Source organism: Microbacterium gorillae, assembly GCF_050990725.1.
GTDB lineage: Bacteria > Actinomycetota > Actinomycetes > Actinomycetales > Microbacteriaceae > Microbacterium > Microbacterium gorillae_A.
This window is the reverse complement of sequence record NZ_CP158844.1, coordinates 1,323,599-1,346,650: the sequence shown is the minus strand read 5'-3', so window position 1 is coordinate 1,346,650 and position 23,052 is coordinate 1,323,599. Positions and strand designations below refer to the sequence as shown.

At 68.0% G+C, this 23,052-nt stretch carries 19 protein-coding genes; 12 read left to right on the top strand and 7 right to left on the bottom strand.

Annotated elements, in window-relative coordinates; translation table 11 throughout:
- Positions 1-2: 2 nt before the first annotated feature.
- A complete protein-coding gene (gene secA / locus ABTV68_RS05870; RefSeq protein WP_433676686.1) occupies positions 3-2,831 on the bottom strand; it encodes a preprotein translocase subunit SecA in 2,829 nt (942 codons plus the stop codon).
- A 59-nt stretch (positions 2,832-2,890) separates the two neighbouring features.
- Positions 2,891-3,490 (bottom strand): hypothetical protein, encoded by a 600-nt coding sequence (locus ABTV68_RS05865; RefSeq protein WP_433676685.1) that lies wholly within the window; start codon positions 3,488-3,490, stop codon positions 2,891-2,893.
- A 99-nt stretch (positions 3,491-3,589) separates the two neighbouring features.
- Between ABTV68_RS05865 and ABTV68_RS05860 the strand changes: the two genes are divergently transcribed.
- The 5 genes from ABTV68_RS05860 (at position 3,590) to ABTV68_RS05840 (ending at position 9,452) form a co-directional block, all read left to right on the top strand.
- Positions 3,590-4,183 (top strand): PadR family transcriptional regulator, encoded by a 594-nt coding sequence (locus ABTV68_RS05860; RefSeq protein WP_433676684.1) that lies wholly within the window; start codon positions 3,590-3,592, stop codon positions 4,181-4,183.
- A gap of 38 nt (positions 4,184-4,221) precedes the next feature.
- The gene (locus ABTV68_RS05855) at positions 4,222-4,956 is read left to right on the top strand and encodes an ABC transporter ATP-binding protein (protein ID WP_433676683.1); all 735 of its coding nucleotides are present in this window, start codon (positions 4,222-4,224) and stop codon (positions 4,954-4,956) included.
- 161 nt (positions 4,957-5,117) lie between these two features.
- Positions 5,118-7,823, top strand: a complete 2,706-nt coding sequence (locus ABTV68_RS05850) for an FtsX-like permease family protein (protein ID WP_433676682.1) — start codon at positions 5,118-5,120, stop codon at positions 7,821-7,823.
- 111 nt (positions 7,824-7,934) lie between these two features.
- Positions 7,935-8,057, top strand: coding sequence for a hypothetical protein (locus ABTV68_RS05845; protein ID WP_433676681.1), 123 nt, complete (start codon positions 7,935-7,937; stop codon positions 8,055-8,057).
- A gap of 81 nt (positions 8,058-8,138) precedes the next feature.
- Positions 8,139-9,452 carry a hypothetical protein gene (locus ABTV68_RS05840; RefSeq protein ID WP_433676680.1) on the top strand — a complete coding sequence of 438 codons (1,314 nt, stop codon included), beginning with the start codon at positions 8,139-8,141 and terminating at the stop codon, positions 9,450-9,452.
- Positions 9,453-9,516: 64 nt separating this feature from the next.
- Here the strand turns inward: ABTV68_RS05840 and hpf are convergent, their stop codons facing one another.
- The 5 genes from hpf to mtrA all read right to left on the bottom strand — a co-directional run bounded on the left by hpf (position 9,517) and on the right by mtrA (position 15,108).
- A complete protein-coding gene (hpf, locus tag ABTV68_RS05835) occupies positions 9,517-10,179 on the bottom strand; it encodes a ribosome hibernation-promoting factor, HPF/YfiA family (protein ID WP_433676679.1) in 663 nt (220 codons plus the stop codon).
- Positions 10,180-10,266: 87 nt separating this feature from the next.
- Positions 10,267-10,935, bottom strand: coding sequence for a ComF family protein (locus tag ABTV68_RS05830; RefSeq protein WP_433676678.1), 669 nt, complete (start codon positions 10,933-10,935; stop codon positions 10,267-10,269).
- Positions 10,936-11,031: 96 nt separating this feature from the next.
- Positions 11,032-12,735 carry an LpqB family beta-propeller domain-containing protein gene (locus tag ABTV68_RS05825; protein WP_433676677.1) on the bottom strand — a complete coding sequence of 568 codons (1,704 nt, stop codon included), beginning with the start codon at positions 12,733-12,735 and terminating at the stop codon, positions 11,032-11,034.
- Positions 12,732-14,423 carry an MtrAB system histidine kinase MtrB gene (gene mtrB / locus ABTV68_RS05820; protein ID WP_433676676.1) on the bottom strand — a complete coding sequence of 564 codons (1,692 nt, stop codon included), beginning with the start codon at positions 14,421-14,423 and terminating at the stop codon, positions 12,732-12,734. Before mtrB ends, ABTV68_RS05825 begins: the two co-directional genes overlap by 4 nt.
- A gap of 4 nt (positions 14,424-14,427) precedes the next feature.
- On the bottom strand, positions 14,428-15,108 hold the full coding sequence (gene mtrA, locus ABTV68_RS05815) for an MtrAB system response regulator MtrA (RefSeq protein WP_433676675.1): 681 nt from the start codon (positions 15,106-15,108) through the stop codon (positions 14,428-14,430).
- Between the two features lie 183 nt (positions 15,109-15,291).
- Between mtrA and ABTV68_RS05810 the strand changes: the two genes are divergently transcribed.
- The 7 genes from ABTV68_RS05810 to ABTV68_RS05780 all read left to right on the top strand — a co-directional run bounded on the left by ABTV68_RS05810 (position 15,292) and on the right by ABTV68_RS05780 (position 23,017).
- Positions 15,292-16,788 carry a glycerophosphoryl diester phosphodiesterase membrane domain-containing protein gene (locus ABTV68_RS05810; RefSeq protein WP_433676674.1) on the top strand — a complete coding sequence of 499 codons (1,497 nt, stop codon included), beginning with the start codon at positions 15,292-15,294 and terminating at the stop codon, positions 16,786-16,788.
- A 1-nt stretch (position 16,789) separates the two neighbouring features.
- On the top strand, positions 16,790-17,452 hold the full coding sequence (locus ABTV68_RS05805) for a DUF4129 domain-containing protein (protein ID WP_433676673.1): 663 nt from the start codon (positions 16,790-16,792) through the stop codon (positions 17,450-17,452).
- Positions 17,449-18,627: a DUF4350 domain-containing protein gene (locus ABTV68_RS05800; protein ID WP_433676672.1), complete on the top strand. Its 1,179-nt coding sequence runs from the start codon at positions 17,449-17,451 to the stop codon at positions 18,625-18,627. Before ABTV68_RS05805 ends, ABTV68_RS05800 begins: the two co-directional genes overlap by 4 nt.
- A complete protein-coding gene (locus ABTV68_RS05795; RefSeq protein WP_433676671.1) occupies positions 18,624-19,598 on the top strand; it encodes an AAA family ATPase in 975 nt (324 codons plus the stop codon). The genes ABTV68_RS05800 and ABTV68_RS05795 overlap by 4 nt, the downstream gene beginning before the upstream one ends.
- A gap of 1 nt (position 19,599) precedes the next feature.
- The gene (locus tag ABTV68_RS05790) at positions 19,600-20,907 is read left to right on the top strand and encodes a DUF58 domain-containing protein (RefSeq protein ID WP_433676670.1); all 1,308 of its coding nucleotides are present in this window, start codon (positions 19,600-19,602) and stop codon (positions 20,905-20,907) included.
- Positions 20,908-21,123: 216 nt separating this feature from the next.
- Positions 21,124-21,573: a Fur family transcriptional regulator gene (locus ABTV68_RS05785; protein ID WP_433676669.1), complete on the top strand. Its 450-nt coding sequence runs from the start codon at positions 21,124-21,126 to the stop codon at positions 21,571-21,573.
- The gene (locus ABTV68_RS05780) at positions 21,566-23,017 is read left to right on the top strand and encodes a catalase (RefSeq protein WP_433676668.1); all 1,452 of its coding nucleotides are present in this window, start codon (positions 21,566-21,568) and stop codon (positions 23,015-23,017) included. Before ABTV68_RS05785 ends, ABTV68_RS05780 begins: the two co-directional genes overlap by 8 nt.
- Positions 23,018-23,052 lie beyond the last annotated feature (35 nt).

Sequence of the window (23,052 nt, the reverse complement as noted above, 5' to 3'; positions counted from 1 at the left end):
CGTCAGCGCTTCTTGCCCTGCGCACGGCGCTCGGCGTGGTTGGATGCGCCAGGCTGGCCCTGACCAGGCTGAACCTTCTGACCGAACGCGCCGCGCTCGGTCGGCTGCTCCGCCTCGGGAGCCTCCGTCGCAGCGGCCGCTGCGGCCGCGCGACGAACGCGGTCGGTCGCTGCCTGCTGCACCTGACCCTTGTCGTTGCGGACCTCGACGTCACCTGCTTCACCGGGTGCCGAGTACTCCAGCTTCGCGCTGTTGTCATCGGGGCTCTGCAGACCCTTCGCCTGCACCTGCGTGACCTCACCGTCCTCGGCGGGACGAACTTCCACCTCGAGGTTGAACAGGAAGCCGACGGCCTCCTCCTTGATGGAGCTCATCATCGACTGGAACATCGCGTATCCCTCGCGCTGATACTCGATCAGCGGGTCGCGCTGCGCCATGGCGCGCAGGCCGATGCCGTCCTTCAGGTAGTCCATCTCGTAGAGGTGGTCGCGCCAGCGGCGGTCCAGCACCTGCAGCACGACGCGACGCTCCAGCTCACGCATCGCGGCTTCGCCGAGCTTCTCCTCGCGCTGCTGGTAGGCGATCTGCGCGTCGCTCAGCAGCTCGCGCTTCAGGCCGTCCTGGCTGATCCGTCCCTTGGAACCGCCGGCCTCGGCGACGACCTCGTCGATCGTGACGTTGACCGGGTAGAGCGTCTTCAGCTCGGTCCACAGGGCGTCGAAGTCCCAGCTCTCGGTGTGCCCGGCCTGGGTGTGCTCGTCCACGATGCTGCCGATCGCGTCCTCGACGAAGTGAGCGACGCGATCCTTGATGTCATCGCCCTCGAGCATGTGACGACGGTCGGCATAGATCGCCTCGCGCTGACGGTTCAAGACGTCGTCATACTTCAGCACGTTCTTGCGGATCTCGGCGTTGCGAGCCTCGATCTGCGACTGAGCGGACTTGATGGCGCGAGTGACCACGCCCATCTCGATCGCGGTGTCATCGGGCAGGTTCGAGCGCTGCAGCATCGACTCGGCGAACCCGCTCTGGAACAGGCGCATGAGGTCGTCGGTGAGGCTGAGGTAGAACCGCGACTCACCCGGGTCACCCTGACGTCCAGCACGACCACGCAGCTGGTTGTCGATGCGGCGCGACTCGTGGCGCTCGGTGCCGAGGACGTACAGGCCACCCGCGTCGCGAACCGCTGCGGCGTCCTCCTCGACCTGCTTCTTCATCGCCGCGTACGCGTCGTCCCAGGCCGCTTCGTACTCGTCCGGCGTCTCGACGGGATCCAGACCGCGCGACTTCAGCTCCTGAACCGCGAGGAACTCGGCGTTTCCACCGAGCATGATGTCCGTTCCACGACCTGCCATGTTGGTGGCGACGGTGACCGCGCCCAGGCAACCGGCGCGGGCGACGATCTCGGCCTCACGCGCGTGGTTCTTCGCGTTGAGGACCTCGTGCTTGATGCCCTTCTTCGCCAGCAGGCGCGAGAGGTACTCGCTCTTGTCGACGGAGACGGTACCGACCAGCACGGGCTGCTGCTTTTCGTGGCGGGCAGCGATGTCCTCCACGATCTGCGCGAACTTCGCCTGCTCGTTCTTGTAGACCACGTCCGGCTGGTCCTTGCGGACCATCGGGCGGTTGGTCGGGATCGGCACGACGCCCAGCTGGTAGGTGGACATGAACTCCGCCGCCTCGGTGTCGGCGGTACCGGTCATGCCGGCCAGCTTGTCGTACAGGCGGAAGTAGTTCTGCAGCGTGACGGTAGCGAGAGTCTGGTTCTCCGCCTTGACCGGCACACCCTCCTTGGCCTCGATGGCCTGGTGGATGCCCTCGTTGTAGCGGCGTCCCACGAGGATACGACCGGTGTGCTCGTCGACGATCATGACCTCGTCGTTCATCACGACATAGTCGGTGTCGCGCTTGAACAGCGCGAGCGCCTTGATCGAGTTGTTGAGGAACGAGATGAGCGGCGTGTTGGCCGACTCGTACAGGTTGTCGATGCCGAGGTAGTCCTCGACCTTCTCGATACCGGGCTCCAGGACACCGACGGTGCGCTTCTTCTCGTCGACCTCGTAGTCGACCTCCGGCTCCAGGGTGCGTGCGATGCGCGCGAACTCGGTGAACCAGCGGTTCGCCTCACCCGAAGACGGGCCGGAGATGATGAGCGGGGTACGCGCCTCGTCGATGAGGATGGAGTCCACCTCGTCGACGATCGCGTAGAAGTGACCGCGCTGGACGAGGTCCTCCTTCTGCCACGCCATGTTGTCGCGCAGGTAGTCGAAGCCGAACTCGTTGTTGGTGCCGTAGGTGATGTCGGCGTTGTACTGCTCGCGGCGCACCGCAGGAGTCTGGCCCGAGACGATGACACCGGTGGTCATGCCCAGGGCGCGGAACACGCGCCCCATGAGCTCGGACTGGTAGGTGGCGAGGAAGTCGTTGACCGTGATGACATGCACACCCTCCCCCGCGATGGCGTTGAGGTACGCGGGAAGTGTGGCGACAAGGGTCTTTCCTTCACCGGTCTTCATCTCGGCGATGTTGCCGAGGTGAAGCGCCGCGCCACCCATGATCTGCACGTCGTAGTGACGCTGGCCGAGGGTGCGCTTGGATGCTTCGCGAACGGCGGCGAAGGCCTCCGGCATCAGGTTGTCGAGCGTCTCGCCCTTCTGGTAGCGAGCGCGCAGCTGTGCGGTCTCGCCACGCAGGTCCTCGTCGGTGAGCTTGCTGTACTCATCCTCGAGCGCGTTGACGGCGTTGACCACTCGCTTCAGCTGGCGAAGGATGCGTCCTTCACCCGCACGAAGCAGCTTCTCGATCGGGTTCACCACGGGAGTCGTCTCCATCCATCGGATCGTGCGCATGCTCGCGCCGGTGTCGCCTTTCGACGGCACATTCGCCCATGTTATCGGTCCGTGACCTCCGAGGCGCCTGGATACGCGCTCTGCTCGCTCACGGCGATCAGGCGGACGGCGCCCAATAGCGCCACTCCGAGCAGGACGGAGGCGATGGCGAGCACCCACGATCCGATGAGAACCCCGACCGGTCCGGGGATGAAGAAGGATCCGGCCCGACTCGTCCATCCCGCCGCGGCGGCAACAAGCGCGAGGCCGAGAACCCACGCGATCCCGACGGTGATAGTGAAGGCCCGCGCGGGGCGGGCGCTGGTCAGATCGATCACGAGCAGCACACCACCGATGACAATCACGAGCTGGATGATCAGCACGAGCGGCGCCGAGCGCACCCCGACGATCTGCAGAATCACGGCGGTCACCGGCAGCACGGCGATGACGAACGCACCCAGCACACCGGGCGTCCCGCGCAGCAGGGATCCGGGTCCCACGGTGAGAGCCACCACCGCGAGCGCCGCCGCGACAGTGATCACGAGGGCGGACAGGCTGTCCCTTCCGCCGGGAACCAGAAGCGCGGAGAGAGCTGCGACCAGCCCGATGCCGAGAAGCAGGATTCCCGCCGCTGTCCATGAGGTGGTTCGGGTGACGCGCATACATCCAGGCTATGGGCCGAGGAAATCATTGCGCGGTATCTCATTTCTCGATATACATATACTCAGAAATCAGATACTCGGAAACAATTTGGAGTCACGATGTCGGTCCGTCAGAGCCTTCTTGCCATCCTCGATCAGGGTCCCTGCTACGGATATCAACTGCGTGCCGAGTTCGATCGGCGCACGGGCTCCACCTGGCCCCTGAACGTCGGACAGATCTACAACACGCTCGAGCGCCTCGAACGGGACGGGCTGGTCGAGCGCGGGGACGCGGACGATCAGGGCCACGTGTTCTGGGAGATCACCGATGCCGGCCGCGCGGAGGTCGCCACCTGGCTGTCCTCACCGGTGGAGCGCAGCGGAGGCACCCGCGACGAACTCGCCATCAAGCTCGCGGTTGCGGCGACACTCCCCGGTGTCGATGTCACGGCTGTGATCCAGACGCAGCGGCGGGCCACCCTGGCTCAGTTGCAGGAGCTCAACCGCGCCAAGTACGCCGGAAGCGAGCCGGACTCCCCCGAGGAGCTGGCCTGGTCCCTCGTCATCGACTCGATGATCTTCCAGACCGAGGCCGAAGCGCGCTGGCTGGATCACACCGAGCAGCGCCTCCGACTTCACCCGCAGCACGCTCTGGAACTGGAGCTGTCCACCGAGCGCCCCAAGCGCGGCCGCCCCGCCAAGTCGCGGGCCTGATCGATCATCTTCCCGTCAGCGTTGATGAAGGAATGAGCATGAACACCACGGATCGGCCGATCCTCCGCATGGTCGGCGTCAGCCAGCAGTACGGCACCGGGCACACGGCCGTGTCCGCTCTCGCCGGGATCGACCTGGATGTGCATCGCGGCGAGCTCGTCGCCGTGATGGGCGCGTCCGGATCGGGAAAGTCCACCCTGTTGGCGGTCGCGGGCGGGCTCCAGATCCCCACCGCGGGAGAGGTGATCGTCGAGGGCGAGCATCTCGCCGATCTGACGGCCGGCCAGCTGGCCGCGCTTCGACGTCGGTCGCTGGGGTTCGTGTTCCAGGATTACAACCTCATCCCCACCCTCACCGCGTCGGAGAACATCACCCTCCCACTCGAACTCGATGGCATCGGTTCGCGCGCGGCCCGGCGCGCCGCGAAGGATGCACTTGCCGGCGTTGGTCTGGAAGATCGCGGCGATGCGTACCCCGATGACCTCTCCGGAGGCCAGCAGCAGCGCGTCGCGATCGCTCGTGCCGTGGTGGGCGGTCGTCGCCTGATCCTCGCCGACGAACCGACCGGCGCACTCGACACCGTCACCGGCGAGCAGGTGATGCGTCTGCTGCGCACCCGCGTGGACGCGGGAGCGGGCGCGATTCTGGTCACCCACGAGGCGCGTCATGCCGCATGGGCGGATCGCATCGTCTTCCTCCGCGATGGACGAATCGTCGACGAGACCCACCGCGAGCGCGTCGAGGACGTCGTCGCGATCGGCGGTGTGCGATGACCATCCCGCGCGTCGGCGACGATTCTCCGTCGGGTGCACGTTCCCGTCGTTCCGGGCACGGCCGCGGCCGGAGGACGCACGCGTCCCCGACCGCTCGGACTCGTCGGCGCCCCCGACGCGCGCAGGCCGCGCGAGCCGGCGCGCGGATCGCCGTCCGGCAAGTGCGTCGCGACCCCGGCGGCTCCGCGCTGGTGGTGCTGTTGATCGCGCTGCCGATCATGGCGCTGACGTTCGGGCTCGCTCTGTTCGAGAGTCACCAGGCCAGCCCGGACCAGATCGCGGATTACTCGCTCGGACACTTCGATGCCCGGATCACCGCAGTGGCTCCCCCGGGCACGGCCATCGAGCAGAGCAGCACGGATGACTCCCAGTACGCCACGTTGGATGAATACAGTCCGACTGCCGATGCGGCTGCTCGCCCGGAGCTTCCGGCCGGCCTCGATGTGGTCGAGATCGGCCCGGCGATGTCCGTACCTGTGAAGACCGCCGGAGGCAGCTCGTCACTGCGCCTCATCACGGGCGAGGCGTGGGACTCACGGTTCGCCGGCGCGTTCGACGTGGTCGAGGGACGCGCGCCGCGCACCGCACAAGAGGTGGCGGTGACGGCAGCGACGCTCACGCGGCTCGATGCCGGGATCGGAGACCAGATCCGCCCCATCGACGAGGCCCTGTCTCCTGTCGTCATCACCGGTGTCATCGCGTCGCTGCAGTTGCGCCCAGAAGACCAGGTGATCTTCGTGCCGACCGCGTCCCCGCTGATCGAGGCCGGCGACACCACCGAGGCGACGCCCGTCGCGTCGGCCTACAGCGACCCGGTCCCCATCCGCTGGTACGTGGACGACTGGACACCGACACCGAGCGACCTGGCCGCGCTGAATGCCTCCGGCTACACGCTTCTCGCTCGAAGCCTGCTTGACCATGCCCCGAAACTCCCCGACTTCGATCAGCGCGATGCCACCCGGACACAGACGTATCTGATGGGTGCAGGCGGAGGAGCGCTGGTGTGCGTCCTGGTGGGGTTGATGGCCGGCGCCGCGATCGCAGTGAGCACGCGGCGTCAACAGCGCACGCTCGCGATGATCGCGGGGGTCGGGGCCTCTCGCGCAGATGTCTTCGGCATCGTCGTCGGTCAGGCCGTCGTTCTCGGAGTCGTGGCGGCGGCGGTCGGAATCGGAACGGGTGCGGGGCTCGCAGCGATCGTCCTCCCGCTGACCGCAGGCGAGGGAAACGACCTGACGTGGCGATACTGGGGGTTCGCCCTCCCCCCGACGCCGATTGCGATCATCGCGGCGCTGGCGGTCATCGTTGCGGTCGCGGCCGCACTGGTGCCTGCTCGTGCCGCCACGAGGGGTGACACCATCGCTGCGCTGCGCGGTGCACGCCGACCGCCCCATCTGAGCGCACGCCTGCCGATCTGGGGGCTTCTCGTTGCAGTACTCGGCATCGGTGCGGCGGCATCGGCGGTGACGCTGCTGGCGATGCGCCGCGGCCGCGATCTCATACCGTCGAATCTGCTGCTGGCCTTCGGGCTCGTCATGCTCGCCGTGCTCACCGGTCTCATCGGTCTGGCCCTGTGCGGCCACTGGCTTTTTCTGACGCTGGCCCGGTTGACGTCTCGAACGGGCGTCGCCACCCGACTGGCCATGCGCGATGCATCTGCCTCCCCCTCGCGCACCGTTCCCGCCTTCCTCGCCATCGCCGCGGCGATCCTCGTCGGCACCGTTGCGCTCTCTGTCACCGCGCTCGGCGCGGCCGCCGCTGATCGCGCCTACGGGTGGACGGCGCCGGCCGGTTCGCTGTACATCCAGACCGTGACGGACCGGGGTACCCCCGAATCTCGCGCCGACAGCGCTCGCATCCTCCAGGAGCTCGCAGCCGACGTTCCGCATACCGCCATCGCGATGATCGCCCACACCGCCACCGTGCAGTACGACTGGGAGGGGAGCGGCGGCCCCATCGACCCGACGCAGTTGGTGGGTGGCACAGGGTGGTACGACCCCGAGTGCGATGCCGCGGGCTGTACGGACGGGTGGGCGATGACCACGTCACCACCTGCCGTGATCTCGACAGACGATCTTCCCACCGCCGTCGGTGTCGTGTTGACCGCGGACCAGCGCACGGCCTACGAACAGGGTGCTGCCATCGTCCGCTCCGAGGCGCAGACGCAGGACGGACACACACGGGTGTTCGCCGTCAGCGCTGCCGCCATCTACGAACGCGACCCGGGCATCACCCCGACAGATCTGGCGGCGTCCACGCGGGTGCCGGCCATCGTGCTTCCCCATGCGCCGACGACGGAGTCCCTGATCATCGCGCCTGCCACGGCCGCACGACTGGGGCTTGGTGTGGAGGTGACGGCCGCCGTAGTGGTTCCTCGGGCAACGTGGACGGACGCGATGACAGACCGGCTCACGGAGGACATCGCGGGGTCTCTCGGAGCCGAACAGGCGATTGGGGTGTACCGCGTGCGCGGACCGGAGCCCGGGGCGCCCTGGATGGCGATCTTCAGCCTGATCGCCGGCGTGGTCGTCCTGGGCGCCGCGGCCGTGACCCTGGGACTTGCTCGCTTCGAGCGGCGAGGTGATGACGCCACCCTGGTCGCGGTCGGCGGACGTACCGTGATCCGCCGACGCATCAACGCCGTACAGGCGCTGTTCGTCGTCGGCGTCGGCTGCGCTTCGGGCGCCGCGCTCGGGATCATTCCGGCCATTGCCCTGGTGATGTCGGAGTCCGCCTTTCTGCTGCGCGACATCCCCCTGCTGTGGATCGGCATGCTGGTGATCGGTCTCCCGATCCTGATGGCCGCGGCTGCCTGGCTGGTGCCACCTCGGCGGGTGGAGCTCACTCACCGCAGCGCCGTCACCTGATCCGAGAAAAAAGTTCCCGGGATTGAGACTTTTCAGCCCCGAGCGGACATACCCCTATGAAGCAGTACTCATCCGACACCGGACGATGACGTATCGAAGGAGCACGGACCGATGCCCAGCAAGATTCCCGCCACACTCACCCTCTCCGCTCCCATCGATCCCGCGGCGCTCATGTTGCCGCCGACCGAGCCGATCGACATCACCGAACTGATTCGCGCCGAACTCGAGCGCTGAGCGCCTCAATCCGCGGGTCCGCGAGTGCGCGCTGAGCGAACCCGCAGCGCACCCACGGTGTCGCCGACCTAGGATCGTTGCATGGCAGGTTTCTGGGGCAAGCGCAGGCGCGAGGAACAAGAAGCTCAGGATGCGGCGGACGCGGATCTCGCCCGCCGCGCGGGAGCGGCGCTCGTGTCCGCGGACGAGCGCATTCGCGTCACGACCGACGAGCTGGAGTTCGCGCGTGCCGAGCTGGGCGAGAAGGCCGTCGGCCCGCTGTCCGAAGCCCTCACCGCGGTGCGCACCCACCTGCGAGAGGCATACCAGCTCAACCAGCTGAACCACGACGAGATCCCCGACACGGTCGAGGAGACCCGCACCCGTAACGCGCGCATCATCCAGCTGTGCGAGTGGGCCGAGTCCGTGCTGGATGAGCGCACCTCCGCGCTGCAGGATCGCATCGAACTGGTGCGCCGCGCGCCGCAGATCCTCGAGGGCGTGCGCCGCGACACCGCCGCCCTCAGCGAGCGAGTGCCCGGGGCGAAAGAGGTCATCGCGCGTCTCGAACTGCGCTACAACGACGACGCCATGCGCCAGATCCGCAACGGCGCCGACGAGATCGAGAACCTCCTGGCCTTCGCCTCGCATAGCGCCAACGTGTCTGCGCGCCGTCGTGAGGCTGGCCGCAACGAAGAGGCCAACCTCGCGCTGGAGACCGCCACGGAGGCTGTCCGGCGCGCCACCACGATCCTGGACGGCATCGACGACTTCGAGCTCGAGGCCATGCGTGCCGAGTCCACGCTCGCCGATGTCATCGCCGATTCACGCGGCGACCTCATCCGAGCGCGTACGGCACCGCGCTCCCCTGCTGTGACCGCGGCCGCCACCGAGCTCGACGCCGCCCTGCGCGCCCTCCCCGCACCGGGGACACGCACCGATCCTTTCACCGAGCTGTCCGTGCTACGCGAGGCCAACAGCGCACTGGACGAGGCGATCGCAAAGGCCGTGGAGCGCGCGGCTCGCCCGCTTCCTCCCGTCGCCACCGTTCGTCATGCGGTGGATGACGCCGATCGACAGCTTGCCGTGGCGCAGAACGTGATCTCCGGTCACCGCGGGTGGATCGGCGCGGATGCCCGTACACGCCTCGCGGAGGCCGAGCGGCTTCGCCAGGACATCGATCAGATGATTGAACCCGAAGACACTCGAGAGCAGGCCCTCGTGCTCGCTCGACGCACCGGCAGCCTCGCCGCCCAAGCCCTGCAGCTCGCGCAGCGCGATATCGACTCCTCCCGCCCGGACGACCGCTGGGACGGACCCCGTGGCGGCGGCCGCGGAATGTCCGGCGGCGACATGCTCGGCGGGCTCATCGGCGGCGCGATCCTCGGCGGGATCATCGGGGACATCTTCGACTGACGCTCGACAGTCATGACGAAGGGGCTGTGCATCGGATGCTGCACAGCCCCTTCGCGTGATCAGATCAGGACGCCTGCGCCGCCACTGAGGGCTGGGCGAGGGTCGTCAGAGAGATGACTCCGTAGTCCCAGCCCTTCCGGCGGTAGACGACGGACGGGTGGTCGGTGCGAGCATCGACGAAGAGGAAGAAGTCGTGGCCGACGAGTTCCATCCGGTCGACCGCATCCTCGACGCTCATCCACTCGGCCTCGAACCGCTTCTGGCGGATGACCACCGGCGAGTAGTCGGGCTCGTCCTCGTTGCCGGTGATGATCGGGATCTCTCCCGTGGCAACCGATCGGAGCACCTCTACCGAGGCGGGCTGCAGGTCGATGCCGGTGAGGCCCTCGCCCTTCTGGAAATGCGCACCACGCGGATGATCCCGCGCCTCGATGCGCTTGCCCTTCACGCGTCGGATCTGCTCGGCGAGCTTGTCCAGCGCGAGATCGAGCGCGACGAACTTATCGGCATCCGTCGCCTCGGCCCGGACCACCGGGCCCTTGCCCACCAGGGTGAGCTCAACGGTCTCGTCGTCCATCCGGCCCTGCTTGTAGGCGTGATGGGTGACCTTCACATCGAGGTGCTGCGCCCGTGGCGCGAGCGTCCCGACGCGGGCAGCCTTCTCTTCGGCCACCTCGCGAAACCGGTCCGAGATCCCCACGCCAACACCAGCGAAGTTGATTTCCATCTCTGACCTCCTTGTCCGGTCCGCCCACGGGGCGGGCGGACCCAGCCGCTTAGTTGTCGTCCACCGTAGCCCCCGGACGCCGACATGTCACCTGTCATTTGCCGGTGTGTCATCTCGGTCCGCGCTGACAGCCGTGGCGGCCCCGAGAACACGTGCGCCGCTCGCCCGGAGAGTCGTTGCAGCGGCATCCAGTGTTGCGCCGGTGGTGACCACATCGTCGATCAGGATGACCGGACACCCGGGTCTCAGCACGCCGCGCAGCGCGAAGGCCCCCGCCATGTTGGCGGCCCGATCGCGCCTACCCAACCCGCGCTGATCGGCGACACGACGGGTGTGCCGAAGCACCGGGACCACCGGCATTCCGCCGCGCTTCGCCATCAGCTCCACCGGGTGGAAACCGCGTCGGCGATAGGAGCGAGCCGACGATGGAATCGGCACCAGCGCGATTTGCTCAGCACCGATGTCACCGCGTTCCCGCGCCTCGGCGACGACGGCATCGACCGCGCGGTGCAGCGCATCGCCGAGGGCTCGCGCGCAGGGAGTCTGGCCCGCCTTGTAGGCCTGCATCACCGATGCCGCATCCTCCCACCGCCAGGCGCTGAACACCGCGGTTCCTCCGGCCGTGCCGCGGCGCACGAGCCCCGAGCGGTCGAGCTCGTCGACGCAGGTGCGACACAGGGCCGATCCGTCGGCGTCGCACCGGACACAGACCGAAGGCACCACGAGGTCCAGGAGCCCGCTGATCATCGGTCGCATCCGCTCAGCGTGCCAGATCCTGCGCTGTCACAGCGGGTGAATGGGCGCCTCATCATCCGCGAGGCGGACGAATCGGGCTGGGGAGGAGGCGATGGGTCAGCGGATCACGGTCTGCACGTTGGCGAGCACCGAGATGCCGTCCGCGACCTTCTGGAACACGGAGTTGCGGCGGGAGTAGAGCGTGCCGTCCGAACTCAACAGGCGCACGTTCGCGGTGCGGTTCACCCCGGAGAGGTGCAGTGCGCCTTCGGGAGCGCGGAATCCATCGCGAATACCACCGATGGAATCCGAACCGAACCAGGCGTCCGCTCCCTCTCGGCTGAGCACGCCGATGGTGAGCGAGTCGAGCCAGGCGACGTCCAGACCGATCCCTCCAAGGTCACGCAGTCGCTTGAACTCGCCGAGTCCGGTCGGCTTGCCATCGGATCCGCGCAGCACCGGGAACCATCCGAGGATCGCCGAGGTGCCTTCCGTTCCGAGCACCGCCATTCGGGTGCCGTCACGGGAGATCTGCATCGCCTGCACCGACGTCAGCTCGGTGATGCCGGTTTCCAGGGTGATCGCCTGGTCCTGCGGCGAGCTGACCTTGAGCGCCGACGGATCGGCGGTGGTGGTCCAGACGAACCCTTCCGGATCGACCGTGGGCTCGATCAGTCCCGGCCGGTTGTCCAGCACCACCCGATCCGCACCGTCGGTGTAGCGGTAGACGGTCCCGTCCTGCCCACGACCGACCGCCACGGCCGGCGCAGTCGAGGTTCCCGTCCCGCTGACCAGCACCAGGGCGTTCGGCGACGTCTCACGGATGTCGTCTGCTAGCAGATCGCTCGGTGTCAGGCTGTTCCCACTGACCGTGACCGCGCCGCTGGGCGTGAGCGCGAAGAGGGTGCTGTCGACGGTCCCGGATTCCACGCTCTGCGGCGCGGGAGAGAGCGCCGTCGCACCGACGGTCATCGTGACCGAGGACGCACCCAGGCTTCGTTCCAGCTGGAGCTTCATGAGCCCGAGGGTGCGGGAGTCGTCGGTGGAGAGCTCGCTGAAGGACACCGTCGTGCTTCCGTCCGACTGGACCACCGAGCCGTCCTGCAGCGTGGTGCCGTCGGGAATCGCGGTACGCACCGACGGGGCGATATCCGCGCTCGGCCCCCGCAGGAGCGCCGCCACGGTGCGCTCCGGCGCTCCCAGCTTCGGGAAGTAGCGCTGATCGGGCACGAGATAGTGGAACGTGGGATCGAAGAACATGAGCGAGGTGGACTGGTAGGAGGCGTAGAACAGGTTCGACTCCATCACGATGCCGTCAGGAGCGGACGTGATGCGCCACTCCCCCTCGTCCGGGCTCCCCGCCGGCTGCAGCTCGAGCTGGAACGGCAGGACGATCGGCTGCGGTGCCGCCTGCCGGTACACGCCCTCCTCGTCCACCACGGCGACCGGCTTCACGGTCACCGTGACAGCACCGTCCTCGGCGGCTTCTGAGACCTCACGATCGCTAAAGGAGTCGATCGTGACGCTCTGGTTGGGCTCCCACGCCACATCAGGTGCGAGGAACTTCCGTGCCGTCGCGAAGTCGCCGCGGGGGCTGGTGGCAGCCTGGATGAAGTCGCGCACGATGCGATCCGGGTCAGATCCCTTCACCGGATCCGACGCCTGCACCTCGATCTGCTCGTCACCGCCGACCGCCTGGTCGAGCGAGACGGCCTGCACGGACGACGACGTCGGCATCGCACCGCACCCGGAGAGGGCCAGCGCGAGCACCAGTGCGACAATCACGCCGCCGCGGCGTCGGAAGGCGTACCGGGTGGTCATGAGGATTCCTCCTGCGCGGTGCGCTTCTTCGCGGCGCTGTTGTTCAGTCCCGCCACCAGAATCGGCTGCGTGATGCCGAGCTGCTCCAGCGCGGCCCCGGCGTCGCTCGGCTCCAGCGGAACCGGGGACACGGTGGACAGCGTCTCTCCATCCCGCGGCAGCACGAGCACGAAATTCGTGCCCTCGCCCGGACGTGACCACACCTCGAGCGTGCCGTGGTGCAGCTTCGCGTCCCCGAGGGCGATGGACAATCCCAACCCGCTTCCGCCGATCGTCCGCTTTCGCGAGGGGTCGGCACGCCAGAACCGGTCGAACACGCGCTCGGCATCCTCCGGGGTCATGCCGATGCCGTAGTCGCGCACGCCGAGTGCCACCACGTGCTGATCGCTGTCGACCGTGACCACGATCGGGCGTCCTTCGCCGTGCTCGATCGCGTTACCGAGCAGGTTTCGAACGATCCGGCGAATGCGACGCGGGTCGATGTCGATCGGCGAATAGCCGCCCGGAGCGACCAGGCGCAGGTCCGAGCCGCGCTGCTGCGCCAGCTGCTCCATTCCCTGGATGCAGTCCTCGGCCAGCTGGGCGATGCTCGTGGCCTCCAGCTCCAGCTGCACCGAGCCGGCGTCGTAGCGGCTGATCTCCAGGAGGTCGGTGAGAAGCACCTCGAAGCGCTCCACCTGGGTCTGCAGCAGCTCCGCGGAGCGAGCGGTGACCGGATCGAACTCGTCGCGCTGCATGTTCAGCATGTCGGCGGCGAGCTTGATGGTGGTCAACGGCGTGCGCAGCTCGTGGGACACGTCGGAGACGAATCGCTGCTGCACCAGCGACAGATCCGCCAGCTCCTTGATCTGCGACTCCAGGCTGTCGGCCATCGCGTTGAACGAACGACCCAGGGCCGCGATCTCGTCATCGCCGCGCACATCGACACGCACGCCGAGATCTCCGCCGGCGAACCGCGCGCTGGTGAGGGCGGTCTGTGCCACGGGTGCCGCCACCTGCCGCACGACGAACCAGGAGATCAGGCCCACGACGACGAGGAGGAGGAGTCCTGCGATCCAGAGCATGAGCTGCAGGAACCCGAGGGTCTGCGATGCCGCGCTGAGGTCGTAGACCAGGTACAGCGCGTAGGCCCCGTATTCGGGGAGATCAAGCTGGCGACCGAAGATGATCGCCGCCACCGGCTGGCCGTCCTGCATGATCTGTGTCGACTGCCACCACATGCCCTCGGGCTTGTCCTCGACTTGCGCGCGCATGTCGGCGGTGATGATCGCTGTGTCCAGATCTCCCCAGCGCCGGTCCTGCCACACGTTGTCCACCGGGACATCGGTATCGATACGCAGCATCGCGCCCTGTTCACTCGCGGAGCGCTCGATCAGATCCTGGTTCATTGTCTGCAGCGTGGAGAACAGGGTTGACCGTCCACCGGCGAGGTCGGCACGATTGAGAAGCTCCTGCGCCGCCTCGGAAGCCCGGCGCGCGTCAGAGCTGACCTGTTCATACCGCGACGTGAACAGGTAGTTCTGGATGACGAAGCTCATCACAACGAAGGACACCAGCACGGCGATCGCCGTGAGGCTCACCGCCGTCGCCGTGGTGCGAAAGCGCAGCGAGGAATTCCAGGAGCGGCCGATGCGCGCGGCCCAGCCGCGGATACCGCCGTCCGCCGCGAGGCGTGCCTCGAGGCTCACGGGTTCATTCCACCGCGCCCGCGCGGTAGCCGACGCCGCGCACGGTGGTGACGATGCGCGGGTTGTCCGGGTCGAGCTCCACCTTGGCGCGCAGTCGCTGCACGTGCACGTTCACGAGTCGGGTGTCGGCCTTGTAGTGGTAGCCCCAGACCTGCTCAAGCAGCATCTCGCGCGAGAACACCTGCTGCGGCTTGGACGCCAGCGCCACGAGGAGCTCGAACTCCAGTGGCGTGAGGGCGATGACCTCATCCGCGCGACGCACCTCGTGCGCGGCGACGTCGATGGTGAGGTCGCCCACGCGGAGCACCTCGGAATCACCCGTGGTGCTCGGGCGCAGGCGAGTGCGAATGCGAGCGACCAGCTCCTTCGGGTTGAAGGGCTTGACCATGTAGTCGTCGGCGCCGGCCTCGAGGCCGGTGACCACATCCGCCGTGTCGGCGCGCGCGGTCAGCATGATGACGGGGATGCCCGATTCCAGGCGAATGCGTCGACAGACCTCGATGCCATCCATACCCGGCAGCATGAGATCCAGCAGGATCAGATCCGGCTTCTCATCGCGGAACGCCTGCACCGCTTCAGAGCCGTCCGCGCAAAACACCGTTTCGAACCCTTCGGTGCGTAGCACGATACCGATCATCTCCGCGAGCGCGGTGTCGTCATCGACGACGAGGATGCGAGACGTCATAGCGACGGTGGGTCCTTCGTTCGAGCATGCCGGACGGGTGTCGGCTCTGGTCCAGCGTAATCGACACGCCAGCAGAACGGTGGGAACCGGCGCAGGATCGGCGGCTTGTCGCAGCGCGGAGAGATTTCGAGGGGCGACGCGCATGTGACACGATGGGGGTCACACGCATCGAGGGGGCTCATCGTGACACAGAACCCGGGCACTTATCCCGCGTGGACGCCTGCGCCGCAACCGGGAATCATCCCCCTGCATCCGCTGAGCTTCGGACAGATCCTGGGACGCTCGTTCACCGCCGTGCGTCACAACCCGCGGGTGCTCTTCGGCTTCGCCGTCTGCTTCCAAGTGGGCGTGAGCGTGCTCGGCACGCTCGGCATCGCGGGGCTGGTCTTCCTGACGATGCCGCGGTTGGAGACGGCATCGATGTCCTCCGACGGCTACGAGACGATCTCCGCGGGCAACTCGCTGCTGATCCTCCTCGGCACGCTGCTGCTCGGTCTGCTGATGCAGTGCGTCACCATCGTGGTGCAGGCCGTCGTGGCGGCTGATGTGGCCGGCGGCATTGTGGCCGAGCGTCAGACGCTCGGGCAGCTGTGGCGGCGGATCACCCCCGTCCTCGGACGACTGATCGGCTACACGTTCCTCATCGGCGTGGCGATGGCCATCGTGATCGCCGTCCCCGTCGGCATCATCATGGTGGTCACGGTGGGGCTGTCGATGAGCCTCGGCCGCGGTGGGGTCGCACTCACGGTGATCCTCATGATCCTGCTCATTCTCGGTGTGTTCGTGCTGTTCCTCTGGCTGAACACGAAACTGTCGCTGGCCACCTCAGCGATCGTGCTGGAACGCGCCAGCATCGGGTCGGCCATCCGCCGGTCGTGGACACTCACCCGTGGCCGCTTCTGGGTGGTGTTCGGGGTGACCATCCTCATCAGCCTCGCCTTCGGCGCCGTCGCGGGCATCGTGGGCTCCATCGTGCAGATGTTCGTGGGGCTCGGGGCGACGGTGTTCTTCCCGACCGGCACCACCCCCGACGTCACATCGATCATCGGCACCGTCCTCGCGGCCACGCTCCCGACGCTGATCGTGCAGGTCGTGATCCAGGCGGTCGGGCTTGTGGTCAACGCGACCGGGCTCGCCCTCTGCTACACCGACGCCCGCATGCGACGCGAAGGTCTCGACGCGGATCTCCTCACCTACGTGGAGCGGCGCGACATGGGCGAACCCACGTCGGATCCGTTCGCCTACGACCCGACGAGGGTCTACACGCCTTCTCCCGCTGCCGGCGGACCCGCGTACGGTGCGCAGTACCCGGTGCCGGGCTTCGGGCAGGCACCGGCATACGGGCAGACACCCGGATATCCGCAGGCACCCGTATACGGACAGACGCCGGCATACGGACAGACGCCGGCATACGGACAGACGCCCGCATACGGGCAGACACCCGGATATCCGCAGGCACCCGTATACGGACAGACACCCGCATACGGACAGACACCCGCATACGGACAGACGCCCGGATATCCGCAGACCCCCGGCTACGGACAGGCACCCGCTGCTCCGCCGGCTCCTCCGTATGGTCAGACGCCGGTCGCGGCTCCCTGGCCGGGTGCCGAGGCTTCGCAGCCGGGTCCGTCGAACCCCACACCCACAGGCACGTCCGACGAAGCGGAATCGCGCTGACGTGATCGGAGTCTCCGAGATCCCCCTGCTTCCGGACCCGGATGAGGCCCGCTCCTGGCTCGAGGACGAACTGGCCAAGCCCGCATACGCCGAAGCTCAGCCGACCTGGTTCGACCAGATGGCCAAGGCGATCAGCGATTTCATCTCCGGTATCCTCAATCCGCAGATCGGACCGGGGGGCGGGATGGTCTTGGCCGCGATCATCGGCGTCCTCGTCGTCGCTGTCATCGTCGCCGCGATCATCGTGTGGGGGGTGCCGCGAGCTCGCGCATCCTCACGTCTCTCGGCCGACGATCTCCTCTTCGGCGAAGAGGAGACCCGCACCGCGGCCGAGCTCCGCCGGGCCGCGCAGCAGGCCGCGGCGGCGGGTGACTATGACGAGGCCGTGATCCTGCGCTTCCGTGCATTGGCACGCGGGCTGTCCGAACGCGGTGCGGTCCGCCTCGGCCCGGGTGCCACCGTGCACGCGTTTGCGGCTCAGGCATCCAACGCGTTCCCGGACGAGGTCGCAGAGCTCAACGGCGCCGCTGACGTGTTCGACGCGGTGCGCTACCTCCGCCAGCCCGGAACCGCGGAGGCCTACGATCGCATCACCCGCACCGACGAGCGTCTGGAGCGCTCCCGCCCCGTCACGCTGCCCGAGCTGACGGCGGTCACGTCGTGAGTCTCGCCGTGGAGCGGGACGGCACCCCGCTGGTCGCCCGCCCGCGCAGCCGGTGGCGCGGATGGCTCGTCGTGGTTCTCATCGTCGCCGTCGCCGCGCTGCTCCTGTTGTGGGCCGGCAGTGCCTTCACAGCGTCGGAGAAGGGTCGCACCGATCCCGAGAGCCACGGGCCCGACGGATATCGCGCCCTGGTCGAGGTCCTGCGTGATCACGGGGTCAGCGTGCAGGTCACTCGCAGCCACCGCGATGTCGCACGGCTGCTCGCGGACGGCGCAGGCACGCTCGTGCTGCCGGATCCGTCGACCCTCAGCAACGACACCGTCAGCGCCATGATCGATGCGGCGGACACGACGGTGCTGCTGAATCCCAGCTCCGCCGTGCTGGATCTGGCGATACCAGGAGCGGAGATCGTCGGCTACGGCGCACACGAGGTCGCGGCGGACTGCGACCTCCCGGCCGCGGACAACGCCGGAACGATTCGTCCCGGCGCGCTGATGACCGGTGGCGACCTCTCCTGCTTCCGGGATGGCGATGGCGCCGGCCTCATCTCCCAGACAAGTGACGGGCGAACCGTACGGGCGCTGGATGCCACCCTGCTGTTCACGAACGCGACCATTACCCAGAACGGCAACGCGGCGCTCGCGCTCGCGCTGCTCGGCGAGCACGACGCCCTCGTCTGGTACGTCCCGAGCTGGAACGACAGCGACGCGCGGCGCGCCTCAGATGCCACGCTCGCCGACCTCACTCCCGGCTGGGTGACCCCCGCACTCGTGCTTCTCGCCGCGACGGCGGCCGTGGCGGCGATCTGGCGTGGACGGCGATTCGGGCCACTGGTCGCCGAGCGGCTGCCGGTCACCGTGCGAGCGTCCGAGACGCTCGAAGGCCGCGCTCGCCTCTACGCACGAGCGCGGGACACCGGTCATGCGGCGCGCATCCTGCGTCGACGCAGCATCGCCGAGCTCGGTCGCCTTCTTGGCATGGGACGCGGCGCGACGCCGGATGCGGTCATCGAAGCGGCCGCAGCGGCCGTCGCCGGCCCACGAGATGCGCTGCGCGTGCTCCTGACCGGCCCCGCACCGACCACCGACGCCGAGCTCGTCGAGCTCAGCGACCGACTCGCACAATGGGAAGCGGCGATCCGTGCCGCCGTACGAACCGAAGGGAAGCGCTCGTGAGCACACCCGGATACTCCACCCCCGATCCCACGCGCGACGCCATCAACCGCGTCCGCTGGGAGGTGGGCAAGGCCGTCGTCGGCCAGGACGGCACGGTCACCGGCCTGCTGATCGCGCTGCTCGCCCGCGGACACGTGCTGCTGGAGGGTGTGCCCGGCGTCGCGAAGACGCTCCTGGTGCGCTCGTTCGCGCGGGCGATCGGTCTGGACACCAAGCGCATCCAGTTCACGCCAGACCTCATGCCCGGTGACGTGTCCGGCTCGCTCATCTACGACGCCCGTTCGGGCGAGTTCGAATTCCGCGAGGGGCCGGTCTTCACGAACGTGCTGCTCGCGGATGAGATCAACCGCACGCCCCCAAAGACCCAGTCGGCTCTCCTGGAGGCGATGGAAGAGCGACAGGTCTCCAGCGACGGGGTGAGTCGTCGTCTGCCAGAGCCGTTCCTGGTCGCCGCGACACAGAACCCCATCGAGCAGGAGGGGACGTACACGCTGCCCGAGGCGCAGCTCGACCGCTTCCTGCTCAAGCTCATCGTCGAGGTGCCCGGGCGCGATGCCGAGGTGGACGTGCTGCGTCGCCACGCCGCTGGATTCTCTCCGCGATCGCTGGAGTCCGCCGGCCTGCAGACGGTGGTCACCCCGACCGAGATCGCCGCCGCGCAGGACGCCGTGGCTCGCGTGGCGGTCACCGATGACGTCCTCGCCTATATCGTCGACCTGGCGCGTGCCACGCGCACGAGCCCGTCCGTGCAGGTGGGCGTCAGTCCTCGCGCATCGACCGCGCTGCTGGCCGCTGCGAAGGCCTGGGCGTGGCTGGGCGGATTCCCCGCGATCACCCCGGATCACGTGCAGGCGATGGTGGTTCCGGTCTGGCGACACCGGCTCCAGCTGCGTCCGGAAGCGGAGATCGAGGGCGTCTCGGCGGATTCGGTGCTCACCAGCGTGCTCGCTCAGACTCGGGTTCCGATCTGACGTGTATCTGACCGGCCGCGCTCCCCTCATCCTCGCTCTCGGCGTGGTGCCCGTCGTGCTCTCTGCGAGCATGGGCATCTCGCCGTGGACGATGCTGTTGTTGTGGCTGGTGCTCCTGATCGCCCTCATCGCGACGGATACGGCCCTTGCGGCGGATGCGCGGCGACTCGTGGTGGACCGCGACATCCCGGCGCGCTCACGCCTCGGTGAGCCGGTTCGCACGGAGCTGATCCTCACGAACCGCGGTTCCCGGCGCGCGGTTCTGGTGGTGCGCGACGCCTGGCAGCCCACGGCAGGCGCTCCCCAGCGCCGTGAGCATGTGATCGTCCCGCCCGGCGAGCGACGCTCGCTGACCATCCCGCTGCTCCCGCGTCGGCGCGGCGAACTTCGCAGCGCCTTCGTCACGGTGCGCTCCGCAGGCCCGCTGGGACTCGCGGGCCGACAGGTGAGCCTGCACAGCGAGGGTCGCATCCGGGTGCTCCCGGCTTTCTCCTCTCGACGTCACCTCGCGTCCCGGGTCGCTCGGTTGAAGGAACTCGACGGCAACACGTCCATCCAGGTGCGCGGTCAGGGAACCGAGTTCGATTCGCTGCGCGAGTACGTCCGCGGCGATGACGTACGCTCGATCGACTGGCGCGCCACCGCCCGCGCAGGCACGACGATGCTGCGCACCTGGCGTCCCGAGCGTGACCGGCACGTGGTGATCATCATCGACACGGGACGCACGGCGGCCACGCGCGTGGGCGATGGCACACGCCTCGACGCTGCGATGGAGGCAACGCTGCTGCTGGCCGCACTGGCGCAGCGCGCCGGCGATCACGTTCACCTGCTGATGTTCGACCGTGTGATCCGTGCGCGCGTCACCGGGGTGGACGGTCCCGGCCTGCTTCCGGCGCTCACCGACGCGATGGCGGGTGTGGACGCGCAGCTCATCGACACCGACTGGGATGCCGCGCTGACGCAGGCTCGCGCGCTCGGCGTGCGACCGTCGCTGCTCGTGATCCTCACGGCGCAGGACGAGCCGCTCAGCTCCCGGGCCTTCCTGACCTCGCTCGGACTGGTCCCACGCGGCGCGCGCCTCGTGGTGGGATCTGCCACCGACACCGCGCTGGATGAGATCGCAGCCGAACGTGGCGATGCCGACGCCGTCTACCGTGCCGCCGCCGCCGAGCAGACCGCTCACGAGGCGGCCCTCGTCGCCTACGCCGTCGAACGCTCCGGCGGCGACGCGATCGCCGACGCCCCCGAGGATCTCCCCCCGCGCATCGCCGATCGCTACCTCGAGCTCAAGGCCCAGGGCCGCCTCTAGCCCTCACGGCCACTGCTCCCCTCGCGGTGCCCCTCGCGGCCAGCGCGACTCGCCCCCCGCAGAACCCGCGAGAATTCCGTCTGTGGGCGAGAATCCGCGCAATGCGGCGATTCTCGCCCACAGACGGAATTCTCGCGGATGATGGGGACGGGCGGGGGGAATCACGGGCGAGTCGTTTTTACGAATGAGTCAGGAAAAGGGGGTAGAGTCGGGGACATGGATCAGAGCGGGGCGCCGACGACGGAGCACGTGTCGAACGTGCTGCGCGGCGCGGGGCTTCGCGTGACGGCTCAGCGTGTCGCCGTCTACACCGCCCTTGCCGCTCACCCCCACGCCTCGGTCGATGCCATCCATGGCGCGATCCGCGACACGGTCCCGGGCATCGCCCTGCAGACCGTGCACGGTGTGGTGGGAGATCTCACCGGCGCGGGCATCGTCCGTCGCGTCAGCCTGCCCGACGCCGATCGCGCGCTCTACGAGCTCGAGTTCGTCGACAACCACCACCACCTGCAGTGCATCGTCTGCGGACGCGTGGAGGACGTGGAGTGCACCGTCGGGCACGCCCCCTGCTTGATTCCCTCCCAAGACCACGGAATGCGCGTGTTGGAAGCAACCGTCACCTTCCGTGCCATCTGTTCAGACTGCGAAAGGAATGGACATGGCTGAAGCCAACTTCACCACCACCCAGACCGGCACGCCCGTCGCCAGCGACCAGTTCTCGCTGACCGTCGGCGCTGACGGCGTCACCGCCCTTCACGACCGCTACCTGGTCGAGAAGCTCGCCTCCTTCAACCGCGAACGCGTGCCGGAGCGGAACCCCCACGCCAAGGGTGGCGGCGCGTTCGGCGAGCTCGTCATCACTGAAGACGTGTCGCAGTACACGCGTGCCGCGGTGTTCCAGAAGGGCACCACGAGCGAGACGCTCATCCGTTTCAGCTCCGTCGCCGGTGAGCAGGGCTCGCCCGACACCTGGCGCGACGTCCGCGGCTTCTCGCTGCGTTTCTACACCACCGAGGGAAACCTCGACATCGTGGGCAACAACACCCCGACCTTCTTCATCCGCGACGGCATCAAGTTCCCGGACTTCATCCACTCGCAGAAGCGTCTCGGCCAGTCGGGCCTGCGCGATGCGGACATGCAATGGGACTTCTGGACCCTGTCGCCGGAGAGCGCCCACCAGGTGACGTACCTCATGGGCGACCGCGGTCTGTCGAAGTCGTGGCGTCACCTCAACGGCTACGGCTCGCACACGTACCAGTGGATCAACGCCGCCGGCGAGCGCTTCTGGGTCAAGTACCACTTCCACACCCGCCAGGGCGTCGTCGCGATGTCTCCCGAAGAAGCCGAGCGCATCGCCGGTGCCGATGCGGACTACTACCGTCGCGACCTGTTCACCGCGATCGAGAACGGCGACTTCCCCACCTGGGACGTCTCCGTGCAGATCATGCCGTACGAAGAGGCGAAGACCTATCGCTTCAACCCGTTCGACCTCACCAAGACGTGGTCGCACGCGGACTACCCGCTCATCCCGGTCGGCCACTTCACGCTGAACCGCAACCCGCAGAACTTCTTCGCGGAGATCGAGCAGGCGGCGTTCTCGCCGGGCAACCAGGTTCCCGGAACCGGAATCTCGCCGGACAAGATGCTCATGGCTCGCGTGTTCGCCTACCCCGACGCGCAGCGCTACCGCATCGGCGCCAACTACAACCAGCTGCCGGTGAACCAGCCGCACGCCGCCCACGTGAGCAACTACATGCACGAGGGCAACATGCAGTTCCTGTTCAACCCGGCCGACGCCCGCGTCTACACACCGAACTCCTACGGCGGCCCCGCAGCCGATGCGGAGCGCGGTATCGAGGCCAGCTGGGAGAACGACGGCGAGCTCGTCCGTTCCGCTTACACGCTGCACGCCGAGGATGACGACTTCGGTCAGGCCGGCACGCTCTACCGTGACGTGTACGACGACGAGCAGAAGGCCCGCTTCCTGGAGGTGCTGCTCGGTCAGTACGCGGCTCTCACCCAGGACCGCATCAAGGAGCGCTTCATCCAGTACTGGACGAATGTGGACGCCACCCTCGGCGCGACCATCCGCGAGCGCGTCGGCGCCTGATCGCTGAACCTCGAACGGGGTCGGACCATTCGGTC